We start from the raw sequence: 14,482 nt of genomic DNA on the forward strand, positions 1-14,482 counted from the left end.
CAACCTTTTTTCATCTCATTTTATGGAAGTGTTTTTGAATCTATGAACGTACTCTGAACATTTAATTCTTCTTATCGTTATATTTTGTTGTATAGATTCCTATACAATCTCCCAAAGTCTTTATTCTCATTCGAAATTCTGTTTAATCCATTAAATAACGTACGTTTTGAAAGGTGGAGGTTTTTAATTTTTTTAGAGTAAATATTAGAATAATATTTTTATTTGAAAATGGAACTCATTATTTTATATAAATAATGAGAAAATTTCCGAATTTTTTTGAATTTAAATTCACCCAATTTGTGAACCAATATAATGGTTTTGTTGGGGGAGTAGGTTGGTTTTGTTAGGCAACAATTATTTATATGTTTTTATTTTTTTATAATATATAAAAAAATAATCATAATAAACTAAAAAAAGGAGATATTATAAGATTATATGAAATTATGGGAAAGAGGCGTTGTTCATGAGAAAAAGAAAGTTACAGATCGTTATGTTAGCAATACTAGTCTTACAGAGTTTTGGTTCAGCTGCAAGTGCGTTTGCAATTACTAGTGACTATGTAGAAGAACCTTCTCAAAGTAAACAGCTAGCTGATACAACAACAGACGGCGATTCAAGAAATAAAGAATCTCGTGATATATTGAACGAACAGATAGACAATAATGATGTCAACAAACCCGATGAAGATAAGGTGGAAAATGAATCGGTAATAGGAAAGTCGACCAACAATCAGATACAAGTGACAGACTCTTCAATATTAGAAACGGTTCAAGGAACTAGAACGAAAAATTCTATTCTGCCTACAACGATTGAAGATGAGATTTTAACAAGCATGACAGTTACTAATATGGAAGGTGTTGAGTACAGTCAGAGTACTTTAAATCGAGTACTAAATACAACACCAGTAACCTCTAAGATAAGCTTTGTGATTGAGGATAAAGATTATGCGCCAGGTTCACAGTACACGGTAGCATTGCCTGAACATCTTGGATATTCTGATGTCAGCGGAGATGTAGCTAATGTTGGTGCTAAGTGGTCAGTGGATGCTCAAAATAGAAAGTTGACAATCACATTCAATCAACGAATCACTGACGCAGAATTTAATTTAGACTTAAAAAGTTATGTGTACACAAATTCAAATCCATTAGTAACAATTGAAACACCTGGACAAACAAAGAATCTTTACAATTTTGACTTGTATGAAGAGGTTCTGCCTATTAAATACGAAGAGACTAAAAGTAATTATGGAGTGAGTGGGAACCTGTATTATAATCTGGACAGAGGGTTGTCTGGTAGTCAGACAGTAGAGTTATTAATGTCAGATGTACCAGGAGCAACGTTCTCTAATGCCTCAAAACAACCGATTGTTGCTTTCTCATATGATGTCAACATACACGGAGATGTGATCCCAGAGTCCAAACAGCTTTTAGAAAAAGATAAAGATTATACAATCAACGAAGATAGTGTCTATCGAGGCGCTGTGACGTTTACTAATATGGATCAACAAAAAGCTTATGCCGTATCGATTGATCGTGCGTTAGCTTTAGAAAGCGTTTTAAACTATGATTACAGTTTTTACAATCAATATCCTACAACTAAATTAGGATCAGTCAGCTTAAATCGTTCAACTGCACCTTACGGCGGACTTGAGTTTACGGCAAAAACAAGTAAAGATCATACATCAGTGAAAGAAGTAAGGGTAGGAACCCTTACAAGTGCGAATTTCCAAGAAAAAGGCGATTATTATGTCTACATTTACAATATTCCTACACAAACCAAAATAGGGGAACAAATCATTTTAGAAAGTACAAATGGCCAAGCTATCGATGAGTATAAGTTTTCAGCTTACACTGGAGAATATCAAGAAGCCAAAATTACCGATTTTTTTGATATTCGTAAAGACAAGAATAAACTAATTTTAACAGCAATTAAAGAGAGTGTTTTACAATTAAGAGCAGATAAAATTACGATTCCTTTTGAACAAAAAGATATCAATATTTCCATTAGTACCCCTGTGGTCAGTAGTGGGAAAGCAATGATGATGGTTTCAGATCAATACCTTCAAACTGTTTCAATCGTCAATCCTAACAATGTAGAAACGGCATGGGGAAACTATGATCAAAATGGTGCTTACTTTGGTCGTACAACTGTAGCAATAGAAGGTAGTACTCAAAAACCCGCAAAAAATGTAGCGATCAAAATTGAGCATCCCAGTTATTTACAACTAAGAGCACCTAAAGGAGAATATTCTTATTACAAACTAAATAAGGATTATACGATTACAGCAATTGAAGGCGGCTCACTTATAAAATTTACAACACCTGTCACACATTCCTTCAATCTGCCTCTAGGGTTTAATTATGTACCAGATGGTTTGGAAAAAAGTAAAAGTATCCCTATAGATACACTTTTAGTCACACTAAGTGCAGATGACTATGAAACTGTGGAAACAACGGTTAAAACAGGTAGCAAATCTTATTCAGAACGTACATTACAAGCCAGCAAAAACCAATTTCTAGTTAACGCTAGAAATGATTCATTCGATTCCTTAAGTGTTTTAACTAAAGTTCCTGCTGGGACGGATGTTGTTTTTGATATTTATGATGTTTCAAACGATCAAGTTGAATCAATCTACCCACAATATTGGGATCGCGGCTACTATTTTGATAAGCCATTAGCTTCAAATGATCCAGCATACCCAAAAATTACTACTAATGAAACAGATAATACTTATAGATTTGATTTTGGAAAAACATCAAAGCGTTATATCATTGAATATAAGTATGCCAATGGCTGGATCGATACAAAAAAAATCAATGTAACTGGAAGTACGGCAGAACCATTATATGACAATCAAGTAATATCAGCCGCAATTTCCGTAAACAATGAGGGGACGGAGATTTTATCTGCCCAACAAACAAGCTATGACTCTTTAAAAAATGTAACAAAAAATGAATTAAAAACTACAAATATCAATAACCGAACACGTAAAGTTAAAAATCCAACATTTGATATCACGATAAAAGGAACAACAAATGCTGGAATCGATTTGAATTCTATCGATATTCCTGGGATACCTCAAGATGTTTACACAATCAAACAAACGGAAAAAGGGATGCAAATCGTATTTAAAGATTACACGTTGACGGAAAATATTACGATTACTTATAATACTGTTTCTAAAAATGCGGGACAAATTTTTACAGAAACGATCATTACTGCTGATAATTTAGAGCAAATGTCAGAATCTCGTAGAACTACTGTAACCTCATCAACTGTTTTACGTTTTTCAGATGGAGAAGCAGAAGGAGTGGTTTATTTAGCTCAAGCGCAATTTCATACGTATAATGAAACAGATAAAGCTATAAATGTACCTGATGTTCATTTTGAACTCGTTGATAATGTTACCAATAATCGTACGGAGTTTGACACAAATGATGAAGGTTACTATAAACTAGATTCGATCATGTCAGGAGAATATACGCTAAAAGCAACCGATATTCCAGTAGGCTACACGCTCGCTGAGGAATATCTTGATGGCAAAGTGATCAAACTAACAAAAGGGACAAATTCAATCGACATCCCTTTGACAGAAAAAAATGATCAAACCAGCATTAGCGCAAAAAATTCAACCATCTATGTTGGAACAAATTGGAAACCAGAAGATAACTTCACAGGAGCGACCGATAAAGAAGGGAACGCTGTTTCATTTGATCAAATTTCTGTGACTGGAAGTGTGGATACCTCAAAAGTTGGTGAGTATGACATTACCTACCATAATCAAGGGAAAGAAATTACAGTAATCGTTTATGTAGTATCAAATCAAGAAACATTAGTAGTGAAAGACTCTACATTATATGTGGGAGATCCTTGGCAAGCATCCGATAATATTTTGTCGGCAACCGATGAAACAGGAAAAAGTATATCGGTTGAAGTGATGACTGTTTCTGGATCCGTAGATACAACAAAAGCTGGTGTTTATGACGTTACGTATAGTTACTATGAGCTAAAAGAAACAGCTAAAATCACTGTGTTACCAAATCAAGCAACTGTTAGCGGGAAAGATTCTACCATCTCTGTTGGGACAAACTGGAGTGCAGAGGATAATTTTATTGCTGCAACTGATCGAGATGGCAAAACTGTTGAGTTTGATCAAGTAACGGTAATAGGAACAGTGGATACAGCCACTGTTGGAGACTATGAAGTCACCTACCAAAACCAAGGCAAAGAAGCTAAGGTAGTGGTACATGTTGTAGCGAAACAAGAAACTATTGCAGTCAAAGACTCCACGATTTATGTAGGAGATCCTTGGCAGGCGGCAGATAATTTTCTATCAGCAACAAATGACAACGGCGAAAATGTTCCAATTGAAAAAGTAACAGTAAATGGAACCGTAGATACAACAAAATCAGGCATCTATGAGGTTGTTTATGGATTCGGTAACCAAAAAGAAATAGCAAAAATTACCGTCAAAGAAGACCAGTCTACCTTAGTAGTGAAAGATTCTACGATTTACGTAGGAGATAACTGGGATGCTAAAAATAATTTCATATCAGCAACTGACCGAGCAGGGAATATCATTTCTTTTGAAAAAGTGAAGGTTACTGGAACTGTTGAAACAAAGGAAAAAGGAACCTACCAAGTATCCTACAAGACTCAAGCAACCCAGAAGCCTGAACCCAGAAAAAATAAACTATCTTTAACAAACGCTGCAAGCCAAAATGAAAGACAACAAACGGCTACAGCGAATATCACAGTTCTTGAAAGAAAATCTCCTAAATCGAATGAAACGAATAAGAATCAAACACATCTTGTTAAAACAGATAAACCAGGAAGTTACCCCAAAACAGGTGAAAAACCATCAGGTTATTTCACGTTGATAGGATTTTTGATTTTATCAGCTACATTAATTGGAGTAACTATGTTGAAAAAAAGAAAACCAGACTAACTGAATACTAAAAGAGATTGTGGCCGGAATAAAAGCGGAGTTCGATGTGCTTTTATTCCGCCTTTTATTCAATTTAAATAATACTTTGGAGGCGTAGTCATAGGTGAGAAATAAATCTTTATTATTGAGTACAGCCTTACTATTTTCATCTGCATTTTTTGTTTATTCTGACGTTTTTTACGGAGAAGAAGCCACTACGCCAGGAAAATATAAAATGACCTACGAAGTAGATGGAAAAGTAAAGACTGTTATCGTTGAAGTAAAACCAGATAAGACAGAGATGGATCTTAAGGATGTAATTATTGGATTAAACGAAAAATGGACGCCCTTGGACAACGTGGTGTCATTAAAAGACAAGGACGGGGAAGCGTTAGACTTAAAACAAGTAAGGATTAAAAGTAATGTAAATACACAGGAAACAGGTATCTATTATGTGAAATTCTCTTATAAATCCTATGTTTCAGTTGCTAAAGTAGTGGTCACTCAACTCACTAGCTCTTACAACAAAAAAAGAGCAATGAATAATGATTCTTTCAATAATTATCAAACGAAAATAATATTGAACGATGAGCTGTTAAAGGAAGAACCCATTAAGCAAAAAATGAATGTAAAAATTTCCGGCGGATCTGATCTGTTATGTCCTACAAATTTTGGAAATATGTTGAGTTTCCTATCAGGTACACTGCTGTATGGAACAAGGAGAGTATAGATGGATTTTTTGTTATTAGATGATCGTGCGAATTTAAAATTAGCCATTATTCGCAAATTAGAACAACAATACTCGTTTTCAGAACGCAAGGATACCTTGTGTGAGGAATTAAATATCTCCCAATATCTTCTGGAACGCAGTATTTTGGAACTAAATGAAGATTTGAAAAAATTTGAGTTGATTGATGAAATGGAATTGATCGAGCAAAGCAATGAAATTATGCTTTTTCAAGGGACTAAAATATCCTCAAGCATTGTAGAAGAAAGATATTTAAGGGACTCTTTGGAATTTACATTATTGAAAACGATATTTTTTAAGCAATTTACTTCGATCAAAAAATATGGAGAAAAACATGGCATGAGCCGCACAGTTGTTTACAAAATTGTCGATAGGATTCGAAAAGAACTTGGACAATACGGCATAAAATTATCCAAAACATTTCAACTAGTGGGAAATGAGATGAAGATTCGTCAGTATTTTACGATGCTCTATTATCGAATTTATAAAGATTCAGACGAGTTGTACAACCAAATGGATATTTTATCCGTTAACGAATTATTTTCTGCTATTAAACCTTTTTATGGAGAAGTAAACACATTTTTTCTATTCAGACATTATTTATTTGTTATGTTAGAAAGAGTGAAGAGAAAACAACAGTATTTTTTACCGAGTAATTTTCAGTCAGTTACGTTTGATAAAGAAGAGCGTATCTATCAAACGATCAGTCAATGGATGGACTGTGCAATAAATGGAACAAGCCGAGAGTTAGAAGTTGAAGTAAAAGGGCTTTTCAGTAATCTATCCGTCTATCGAATCGAGTTTTGCGATCTTACAAATGAGGAGATTGAAAATAGTGTGCAACAATTAAAGCAGGAGTTTCTTAAATTTGCTCAGCTGGATGGATTTGAAGAAGAATTTTCGACGACGCTCCATCAGACGATGTACCAACATAAATTTATTACACCTTTAATTGATCTTACATTACGAGTGATGGATTTAGAATTCTTTCACGAGCGTTATCCATTTATATTTGATGTTTGTCATGCATTTATTCGTCAGTTGGACGTGGAAGAATTTCGATTTAGTAAAAAATCCTTATTCTTCAATTTATTGTTAGTTCTTTCCAAACAATATGACCAAGAAAATGAGCAAAATACGATTAATATTCATGTGAATTTCACGCAAGGGAAAAAATATAATCAATTTATCAAAACACAAATCAGTATCTTCGATTCATTCAGCATTAATTTTCAGCCAATGATTCGACCAGATACAGATCTCATTATCTCCGACTATCTTCCTGAAAACTCTTTTTCAGCACGAAGTTTGATTTGGCTAGCGCCACCTAGAGCAACCGACTGGCGTAATTTTGGTAATGAAATTGTACAAATTAATAAGAATTTACAAGTGAATAAGAATAGGATGTCAGAGCGCAATTGAAACAGAATTTCGACTAATAAAGAAGCTACTTTTGCACCACTATTTATTTGAATTTCAAGAGCAATATAATGAAGGTTGGTTAAGTGAGATAGAAAAAAGGCACTTTCGATTTAATGAGAATGACTACTGAATCATAAAAGCAGTAACTTCAGAGATAGGTGCCTCTTTTTGATTACTTACAAATCGTATAATAGCTGAAAAATAGATGATATTTCCTGTTTTAGTTGTAATTATTCCATGAGTGGAACCTTCTTTTCCATGGGTTAAAATGGATTGAATATGAAGGGTGCGTATCTCTTTTTGCTCTTTGAGTATAGTTCGAATAAACATTTCTTTTCCGTTCAAGGTGTTTCTTCCCGGAATAATCAAACGAAAGGAGTCGGCAAGGATAGAGTTTATAAATTGCTGATTTCCTGATGCTAGGGCAATCAAATAATCACGAATGAGTCTTCGTTTTGGAGCATTGTCACAGTTTAATGAGCAGATAACTTCAAAGTCAGATTCCAGCATTGTTTTATTGAGAGAAGAATCTTGAAAAGTCCAATTATGCTCAGCTAATGCTTTTTCTAAAATCGTTATTGCTTTAGGACCTACCCCGTGCATTTTTAATAGAGTTGCTTTATCTAATGTACGAACTTGTTCAAGTGTTGTATAACCATTTGATTTCAGCGCATTAGTTGCTGGTTTGCCAATAGACGGTAATTGCATCATAAGTATCCTCCTAGTTTTCTAGAGACAGAAAATATTGCTAGTACTAGTATATAACTATCAGGATTTATTTTAAACTTTCTAAAACTAAGAAAAGCCAATCAGATACAATAAATGGTCTGAATTTGACTATTTTTTTTCAAAATGGTAGAGTAACACCTGAGGAAGGTGTTACAAATGTACGTATTATTCATTTCAACTCTTAGCTCCCTACAACTTATTTTTGATGAAGTGTTGTATGGAGCTTAATCGAGAAGCTTGAGAGCTTTTCTTATTCATCAGTAAATTTAGTATACTAAAAAAATAGCATTAATTTGCTATGTTTTTGGCGTACCTATTTACTGAAGGATATATAGATTAAAAAGGCCCTAGACATTTTGTCTATGGGTCTTTTTTGTATGTTCTTTAGTAAAAAATCACGAAACTAACTATATGAAAGAGGAAAATAAAATGGAATTATTACAAGTCAAAGAGTTAACATATGCAGTGCCAGATAAACAGCTATATGAAAACAGTTCATTTGTTCTAAGAAGTAAGGAACATATGGGAATCGTCGGTAAAAATGGAGCAGGTAAAAGTACATTGTTGAAGATGCTTTTAGGGAATGTGTTGCCAGATGAAGGGACGATTTCGTGGAATCCAGCAGCGACTTTAGGTTATTTAGATCAGTATGTAGATATGGATCAATCACTGACAATCAACGAATTTTTAAGATCGGCCTATCAAGAATTATTTGCCACAGAAAAGGACATGATCAAACTTTATGAAACATACGGCGAAACTGGTGATGAGCAATTATTGACAAGAGCCGCAACCTTTCAGGAGCAATTGGAAATCAAAGGGTTTTATCAAGTAGAAAATGATATCAGTAAAGCAATCACAGGACTTGGTATCAATGATGCAGATCAAACGTTAAGTGCATTAAATCGTGGCGATCAAATCAAAGTTATTTTAGCTAAACTTTTGTTGGAAAAACCATCTGTTTTGATTTTAGATGAACCAACCAACTATTTAGATCAAGAGCATATTGAGTGGCTGACAGATTATTTAAATGCTTTTGAAAATGCCTTTATCATTGTTTCTCATGACACAGATTTTTTAAGTAAAATTGCCAATTGTATTTGTGATATCGATTTTGGCTCAATCAAAAAGTACCACAGTAACTACACGGATTTCTTAAAACAAAAAGCACATTTGGCAGAAGCATACCAAAGTCAATTTGATGCTCAACAACGAAAAATTAAAGAAACCGAAGCTTTTATACAGAAAAATATTGCTGGTATCAAGACCAAAATGGCACAAGGTAGAAGAAAACATTTAGAAAAAATGGATAGACTGAAGGAACCTGAAAAGAAAGTCAAATCGAATTTTTCATTTAAATTAATGCCGCAAAGTTCGCCAAACGTCATGACCATCGATGAACTGACTATTGGCTATAAAGAACCACTACTAACTGTGCGAGATATACAAGTGAAAAAAGGGGAAAAAATAGTCATCACTGGAGCGGATGGTTTAGGTAAATCTACTTTAGTGAAAACACTTCTTTCGATGGTACCAGCGATTTCTGGTAAAGCTCAATTTTCACCTCAAGTGGTTGTCGGCTATCATTCACAAGAAATCGAATGGGAAAATACCGAATGGACACCGATTGAGGCTTTAGCTAATAAATACACGAAGCTTACCTATGAAGATGTCCGTCGGGAATTGGCAAAATGCGGATTGAAACGGGAAATTGCATCCAAAAATATCTATATGTTAAGTGGTGGGGAACAGTCAAAAGTGAAGTTATGTGATTTAACGATGCAGCCAAGCAATTTCCTAATCTTAGATGAACCAACGAATCATTTAGATGTCGACTCAAGAAAATCTCTTCAAGATGCTTTAAAAGCCTTTAGAGGGAGTGTCTTATTGATTTCAAATGATGAACAGTTTTATTCAGCTATTGCAGATCATGTTTATACTATTGCTGATAAACACCTGATTAGACAATGATTTTTTCTGGGTAGGAAGAGTATCAGAAGTACTGGCTTTCAATGGTAGAGCAAGAGACAATGGAAGTGGTAGAAAATCAGTTTGGTGAATGTGTTTTAACCATGCCTGATTGCCATTGGTTTAGCTAGTCAAGATAAGAAAGTCACTACCTTAGAAAGTTTGGATGAGATTCTTTTTGACAGTTTAGCATCACCGAATAGGACTGAACGTATGGAGAATTTCTTAGTAACATCTTTTATGAAGAAGTAGTCAAGCCAGTTCTTAACATTGATAATGTAATTTTTCCGAAATGACTAGGAATATTCTCACATTCGTTTATAGTTAAAGTAAAAAGGAGTACGAGTATGTTTATACCTATCGACGAAGTAGATTTTCAAAAAGTAGTAGACACATGGAATCAAGGGTTCAGTGATTATCTATTACCAATCAATGTGGACAAAGCTGGATTAGAGCATAGAATTCAGTCGCTAAAACTTTCAAAAAAGCTATCCGCTGTTTTTTCCATTGATGGAGAACTTGCAGGGGTCATCTTATTAGGAATTCAAACTTTTCAGAAAACTAAAGTAATGTGGATTGGTGGGATGGCTGTGGTTCCTAAATATCGCAGAAGCAAAGTTGCTTCTAAATTGATTGATTATGCTGAAAGATTGGCAAATGAAAATCAATGTGAACAACTGGTTCTTGAAGTGCTTGCCGCTAATGAACGGGCGAAACAATTATATGAAGTAAAAGGGTTTCAGCTTGTGAATGAGTTAGCGGTAGGTTCAGTTGTTTTACCAATTACGATTAAAGTAAAAAATGATCTTGCGTTTAAATCCGCTTCGAAAAAAGAACAATCACTAACTGAAAATCAATGGACACCGTGGCAAAATCGCTGCATTTTTTCAGATAGAAACTACGAGATCTATCATGAAGAATCAAAGATTGGTTCAATCAGTTTTAATTTAGTTGAAGAATCCTCTGAAAGAACGCTAATTCTCAGACAACTGCATGTATCTCAGAGGGAAGATAGATGGTTAGTAATCGATATTTTGCTTAAGTTAAAAGAACAAGAAAATATTGATACTATCAAAATAGCCAATTTTGATATGGCAATACCTGAATATCTTGAGTTGGAAAAAATAGGCGTTATATTACAACTTACGCAATTTCAATTAGCTAAAAAATTGTCGGAAGAATAGTTTGTTGTTTGCTTTAAAACATCTCTGCTGCATTTTTTGACCAAAATAAATGCAATAGAGATGTTTATTTTTTTATTTAAAAAAGGATTGATATAGCAGATTAAATAAGTCCAATTGATTTCTAAATGGGATATAAGAAAAAAATCTTCCAAGTTTAGAAACTGTCGTTTATTTTATGGAAATACAAACTAGTTAATGGATCAAAGGATTTTAGCAAAATAGCCGTAAGTGATGTAAATTAGTATATGCAGATAAAAAGAACGATACTTGTCGTTCTTTTTTTTAGTAAAAATACCTCTTGACGCATTATACTATGTAATGTATAGTAATGTGTGTCAGGAGGTATAATATGGATTCACAATTAAAAAAAGGCTTACTAGAATATTGTATTTTAGCTATTTTAAAAAAATCTGATTCTTATGGTTATCAAATAATTAAAGATTTATCCAATGTCATAACAATTTCCGAATCAACATTATATCCAATCTTAAAACGTCTAGAAACGAAGGAAGAATTGGAGACGTACTCAATGGAGCATAATAGTCGTTTAAGAAAATATTACCGAATTACAGATAATGGTAGAGATAAAATAAAATCTTTTATCCAAGAATGGGACGAAGTAATGAAGGTTTATCACTTTATTGAAATGGGGGAGAAAAATGAATAAGCAAGAATTTTTATATCAATTAGAACAAGGGTTAATTCACCTGGATGAGGTGGAAAAAGGTCAGTATATTCACTATTATGATGAACTGATTGAAGATTATTTGGAAGATGGTGCTAGTGAAGAAGAGGCCGTAAAAAAATTAGGAAAACCATCGATTATAGCTAGAAAGATTTTAGAAGATGCTTTTGAAGAAGGAAATATACCACCGAAAAAGGAGCTTAGCCCATTAATAATTGCATTATTGATTCTAGGTTTTCCTTTATGGGGGAGCTTGTTATTAGCCGTAATTGGGGTTGTTTTATCTGGGTATGTTGTTATCTGGTGTCTGCCATTTTCAACAGGTATTCTTGCAATTGCTAGCTTAGGAGCTTCGGTATTTAGTGTGTTTGCCAGTATTTTTGCATTGCAAGATGGTGTTTACATTGCGGTTACGCAGTTAGGTGTTGGTGTCTTGGTATTAGGAATAGCAATACTTAGCGGATTGCTAACTGTTAATATGACAACCTATTTTATTAAAATTTCAAGAAGTTTTTCTAGTAAAATAGTTCACTTTATTAAAGCTAAGGAGTTGTTAGTATGACGAATAAGAAAACGCTTTTCAAGTTGGGGCTTGGTTTGACACTTATTGGTTTTATCATTATGCTGATTGGGTTTACGATGGCTGGTTGGCAAATGGATAAGTACCACCAAGAAACGCCTTCACCTTGGTATCGAACAGTTCATTTTAATTAAAGAGATAGAAACATTCGACAGAAGTGATTTTGTTCAATGTTTCTCTTTTTATACTAGAAATGAAACTAGGGCTTAATAAGTAGAAACTGACACTATAAAATCAGCCTTAATACCGATAAAAATTAAAATAAGCTTTGTTATAATTAATTTGAAAGTAGTGCTGAAAGGGGTGGGGAAATATCGACAGGTCAGTAAATGTGCAGAGAGTAAGTAACTATGGAATTGATATAATAAAATATGCAGCAGCGATTTTAGTTATTTGTTTTCATTGTGAAAGTGTATTCCAAAATCCTGAAATTAACCATTTATTTAAAAATGTGCTGTGCCGAGTGGCAGTCCCGTTTTTTTTGATTTCTAGTAGTTATTTTGTTAGAAAAGGACAAAAGCATTCATCAGATTACATAAAGCGGTATCTACAATCGTTGACGAAATCCTATTTGTTTTGGAGCCTCGTGTACTTACCTGTTGGTTTTATGTGGATTCAACAGAACTATTCACTGAGTCCTACCCTGTACCCAATAGCCTTGGTGGTTGGTTTGTTTTATACAGGAACCTATTATCATCTGTGGTATATTCCAGCAACGATTTTTGGTATCTTTTGTGTACATTGGCTACTGAAAAAAATAAGCTATGTTGTTTTGTTTGGCGTAGCAACTGCGATGTATCTGTTTGGCTCATTGGAAACATATTATGGCTACATTGAAAATGAAGGATTAAAGCTATTTTTTGATCAATATATGAACATGTTTATAACGACTCGTAATGGTTTGTTTTTCGCAGTGATATTTGTAGCTATTGGTTTCTTTTTATGGGATTATCGAGAAAAAATACTTGGCTATCAAAAGTATTTTGGATTACTTGTCATTCTTACTGGAATTGTTCTAGTGGGTGAAGGAATTGCGGTATATTCGAATGTGGGGATTGATAAGAACTTTATGGTAATGCTCATTCCATTTACGGCGTGCCTGTTTTGTTGGAGTTTGCATATAAAAATGAACGTGAAAATTAATATCAAGCACTTACGAGATTTAGGGAAATATTATTTTTTCATTCATCCCTTATGTATTTTATGGGCAGCAAACCTAGTCAATAGCTATGATTTCTTTGCGAATGCATGGCTTCAGTTGATTGTGACGTTGATTGCTACACATTTATTAAGCACTCTTGTGATCACTCTCAGCAAGCAACTACCATACTATTATTTTGATTTAGGGCTTATGTTGAGAATAAATGGATTATATATGCAACAGCTTATTTAAAAATTAAAGGTTAGATAAAAAAGTATGAGGTTGAGACAAAATGCAGATGATTTTGTCTCAACTTCATCTTTTATTTTAAGTAAGGTGAACCCCTTTATCTACATAAATAATATCTCCTACAATACCACCAGCTAGTTCGCTGACTAAGAAGGCACAAGTATTACCAACTTCTTCAATCGTAACACCTGCTTTATCTGGTGTGCGGTCTTCTGAAAGTTTAAGTAATTGATCGTAATCTTTTACACCAGTTACTGCAAGAGTTTTAATAGCGCCAGCTGAAATTCCATTCACACGGATTTTGTCTGCTGCGAATTCGTAGGCTAAATATTTTACAGCTGTCTCTAAAGAAGCTTTTGCGATTCCCATCATATTGTAATTTGGGATGGCTCTTTCAGAACCTAGGTAAGTCATGGTAACAATACCTGAACCTGGGTTTAACAGTGGTTTAGCGTAGTGTGCAACAGCTAAAAGTGAGTAACTGCTGATATCTTGAGCTAATAAATAACCTGAACGGCTGATGTCACTGACATTGCCATCTAATTCTTCTTTGTTGGCAAATGCAATTGCATGAACTAATCCGTCGATTTTATCGAATTTTTCTTGAATGGTTTGGAAGGCTTTGGCAATTGATTCATCAGAAGATACATCACATTCTACTAATAGATCAGTTGGTTCAGCTAATTTGGATAATTGTTTTTTCATGCGATCGTTTTGGTACGTATAGATAATATCAGCACCTTGCTCTTTTAACGCTTTGGCACATCCCCAAGCAATACTTCTTTTGTTAGCTACGCCCATTACGACGACTTTTTTATTTTTTAGAAACATATGATTTTTTCCCCTTTG

11 protein-coding genes are annotated in these 14,482 nt (G+C 34.1%); 9 read left to right on the forward strand and 2 right to left on the reverse strand.

Going from position 1 to position 14,482, the window contains the following annotated elements:
* Positions 1-463 precede the first annotated feature (463 nt).
* The 3 genes from BCR23_RS12365 to BCR23_RS12375 all read left to right on the forward strand — a co-directional run bounded on the left by BCR23_RS12365 (position 464) and on the right by BCR23_RS12375 (position 7,097).
* Entirely contained in the window at positions 464-4,948 is a 4,485-nt protein-coding gene (locus tag BCR23_RS12365) for a bacterial Ig-like domain-containing protein (protein WP_069635792.1), read from the forward strand.
* Positions 4,949-5,051: 103 nt separating this feature from the next.
* The gene (locus tag BCR23_RS12370; protein WP_069635793.1) at positions 5,052-5,657 is read left to right on the forward strand and encodes a bacterial Ig-like domain-containing protein; all 606 of its coding nucleotides are present in this window, start codon (positions 5,052-5,054) and stop codon (positions 5,655-5,657) included.
* Complete coding sequence (locus tag BCR23_RS12375; RefSeq protein ID WP_069635794.1) at positions 5,658-7,097, forward strand: helix-turn-helix domain-containing protein; 1,440 nt, start codon at positions 5,658-5,660, stop codon at positions 7,095-7,097.
* A gap of 123 nt (positions 7,098-7,220) precedes the next feature.
* Here the strand turns inward: BCR23_RS12375 and BCR23_RS12380 are convergent, their stop codons facing one another.
* Positions 7,221-7,808 carry a DNA-binding protein gene (locus BCR23_RS12380; protein ID WP_069635795.1) on the reverse strand — a complete coding sequence of 196 codons (588 nt, stop codon included), beginning with the start codon at positions 7,806-7,808 and terminating at the stop codon, positions 7,221-7,223.
* A gap of 447 nt (positions 7,809-8,255) precedes the next feature.
* On the opposite strand from BCR23_RS12380, the gene BCR23_RS12385 reads away from it, so the two are divergent.
* The 6 genes from BCR23_RS12385 to BCR23_RS12405 all read left to right on the forward strand — a co-directional run bounded on the left by BCR23_RS12385 (position 8,256) and on the right by BCR23_RS12405 (position 13,636).
* A complete protein-coding gene (locus BCR23_RS12385; protein ID WP_069635796.1) occupies positions 8,256-9,797 on the forward strand; it encodes an ABC-F family ATP-binding cassette domain-containing protein in 1,542 nt (513 codons plus the stop codon).
* A 344-nt stretch (positions 9,798-10,141) separates the two neighbouring features.
* The gene (locus BCR23_RS12390) at positions 10,142-10,978 is read left to right on the forward strand and encodes a GNAT family N-acetyltransferase (RefSeq protein ID WP_069635797.1); all 837 of its coding nucleotides are present in this window, start codon (positions 10,142-10,144) and stop codon (positions 10,976-10,978) included.
* 349 nt (positions 10,979-11,327) lie between these two features.
* Entirely contained in the window at positions 11,328-11,645 is a 318-nt protein-coding gene (locus tag BCR23_RS12395) for a PadR family transcriptional regulator (RefSeq protein ID WP_069635798.1), read from the forward strand.
* Positions 11,638-12,225 (forward strand): DUF1700 domain-containing protein, encoded by a 588-nt coding sequence (locus BCR23_RS12400; protein WP_069635799.1) that lies wholly within the window; start codon positions 11,638-11,640, stop codon positions 12,223-12,225. Before BCR23_RS12395 ends, BCR23_RS12400 begins: the two co-directional genes overlap by 8 nt.
* Positions 12,222-12,377, forward strand: a complete 156-nt coding sequence (locus tag BCR23_RS14795; RefSeq protein WP_167352178.1) for a hypothetical protein — start codon at positions 12,222-12,224, stop codon at positions 12,375-12,377. Before BCR23_RS12400 ends, BCR23_RS14795 begins: the two co-directional genes overlap by 4 nt.
* Before the next feature lie 197 nt (positions 12,378-12,574).
* On the forward strand, positions 12,575-13,636 hold the full coding sequence (locus BCR23_RS12405; RefSeq protein WP_240482555.1) for an acyltransferase family protein: 1,062 nt from the start codon (positions 12,575-12,577) through the stop codon (positions 13,634-13,636).
* 75 nt (positions 13,637-13,711) lie between these two features.
* On the opposite strand, the gene fabI is transcribed toward BCR23_RS12405, so the two are convergent.
* On the reverse strand, positions 13,712-14,464 hold the full coding sequence (gene fabI, locus BCR23_RS12410; protein ID WP_069635801.1) for an enoyl-ACP reductase FabI: 753 nt from the start codon (positions 14,462-14,464) through the stop codon (positions 13,712-13,714).
* Positions 14,465-14,482 lie beyond the last annotated feature (18 nt).

Source organism: Enterococcus quebecensis (assembly GCF_001730365.1).
Lineage (GTDB): Bacteria > Bacillota > Bacilli > Lactobacillales > Enterococcaceae > Enterococcus_L > Enterococcus_L quebecensis.

Bases quoted from the DNA above. Each gene is read 5' to 3' on its own strand.
- fabI (WP_069635801.1), bottom strand. From the start codon at position 14,464: ATGTTTCTAAAAAATAAAAAAGTCGTCGTAATGGGCGTAGCTAACAAA.
- BCR23_RS12375 (WP_069635794.1), top strand. From the start codon at position 5,658: ATGGATTTTTTGTTATTAGATGATCGTGCGAATTTAAAATTAGCCATT.
- BCR23_RS12390 (WP_069635797.1), top strand. From the start codon at position 10,142: ATGTTTATACCTATCGACGAAGTAGATTTTCAAAAAGTAGTAGACACA.
- BCR23_RS12395 (WP_069635798.1), top strand. From the start codon at position 11,328: ATGGATTCACAATTAAAAAAAGGCTTACTAGAATATTGTATTTTAGCT.
- BCR23_RS14795 (WP_167352178.1), top strand. From the start codon at position 12,222: ATGACGAATAAGAAAACGCTTTTCAAGTTGGGGCTTGGTTTGACACTT.
- BCR23_RS12365 (WP_069635792.1), top strand. From the start codon at position 464: ATGAGAAAAAGAAAGTTACAGATCGTTATGTTAGCAATACTAGTCTTA.
- BCR23_RS12400 (WP_069635799.1), top strand. From the start codon at position 11,638: ATGAATAAGCAAGAATTTTTATATCAATTAGAACAAGGGTTAATTCAC.
- BCR23_RS12385 (WP_069635796.1), top strand. From the start codon at position 8,256: ATGGAATTATTACAAGTCAAAGAGTTAACATATGCAGTGCCAGATAAA.
- BCR23_RS12380 (WP_069635795.1), bottom strand. From the start codon at position 7,808: ATGATGCAATTACCGTCTATTGGCAAACCAGCAACTAATGCGCTGAAA.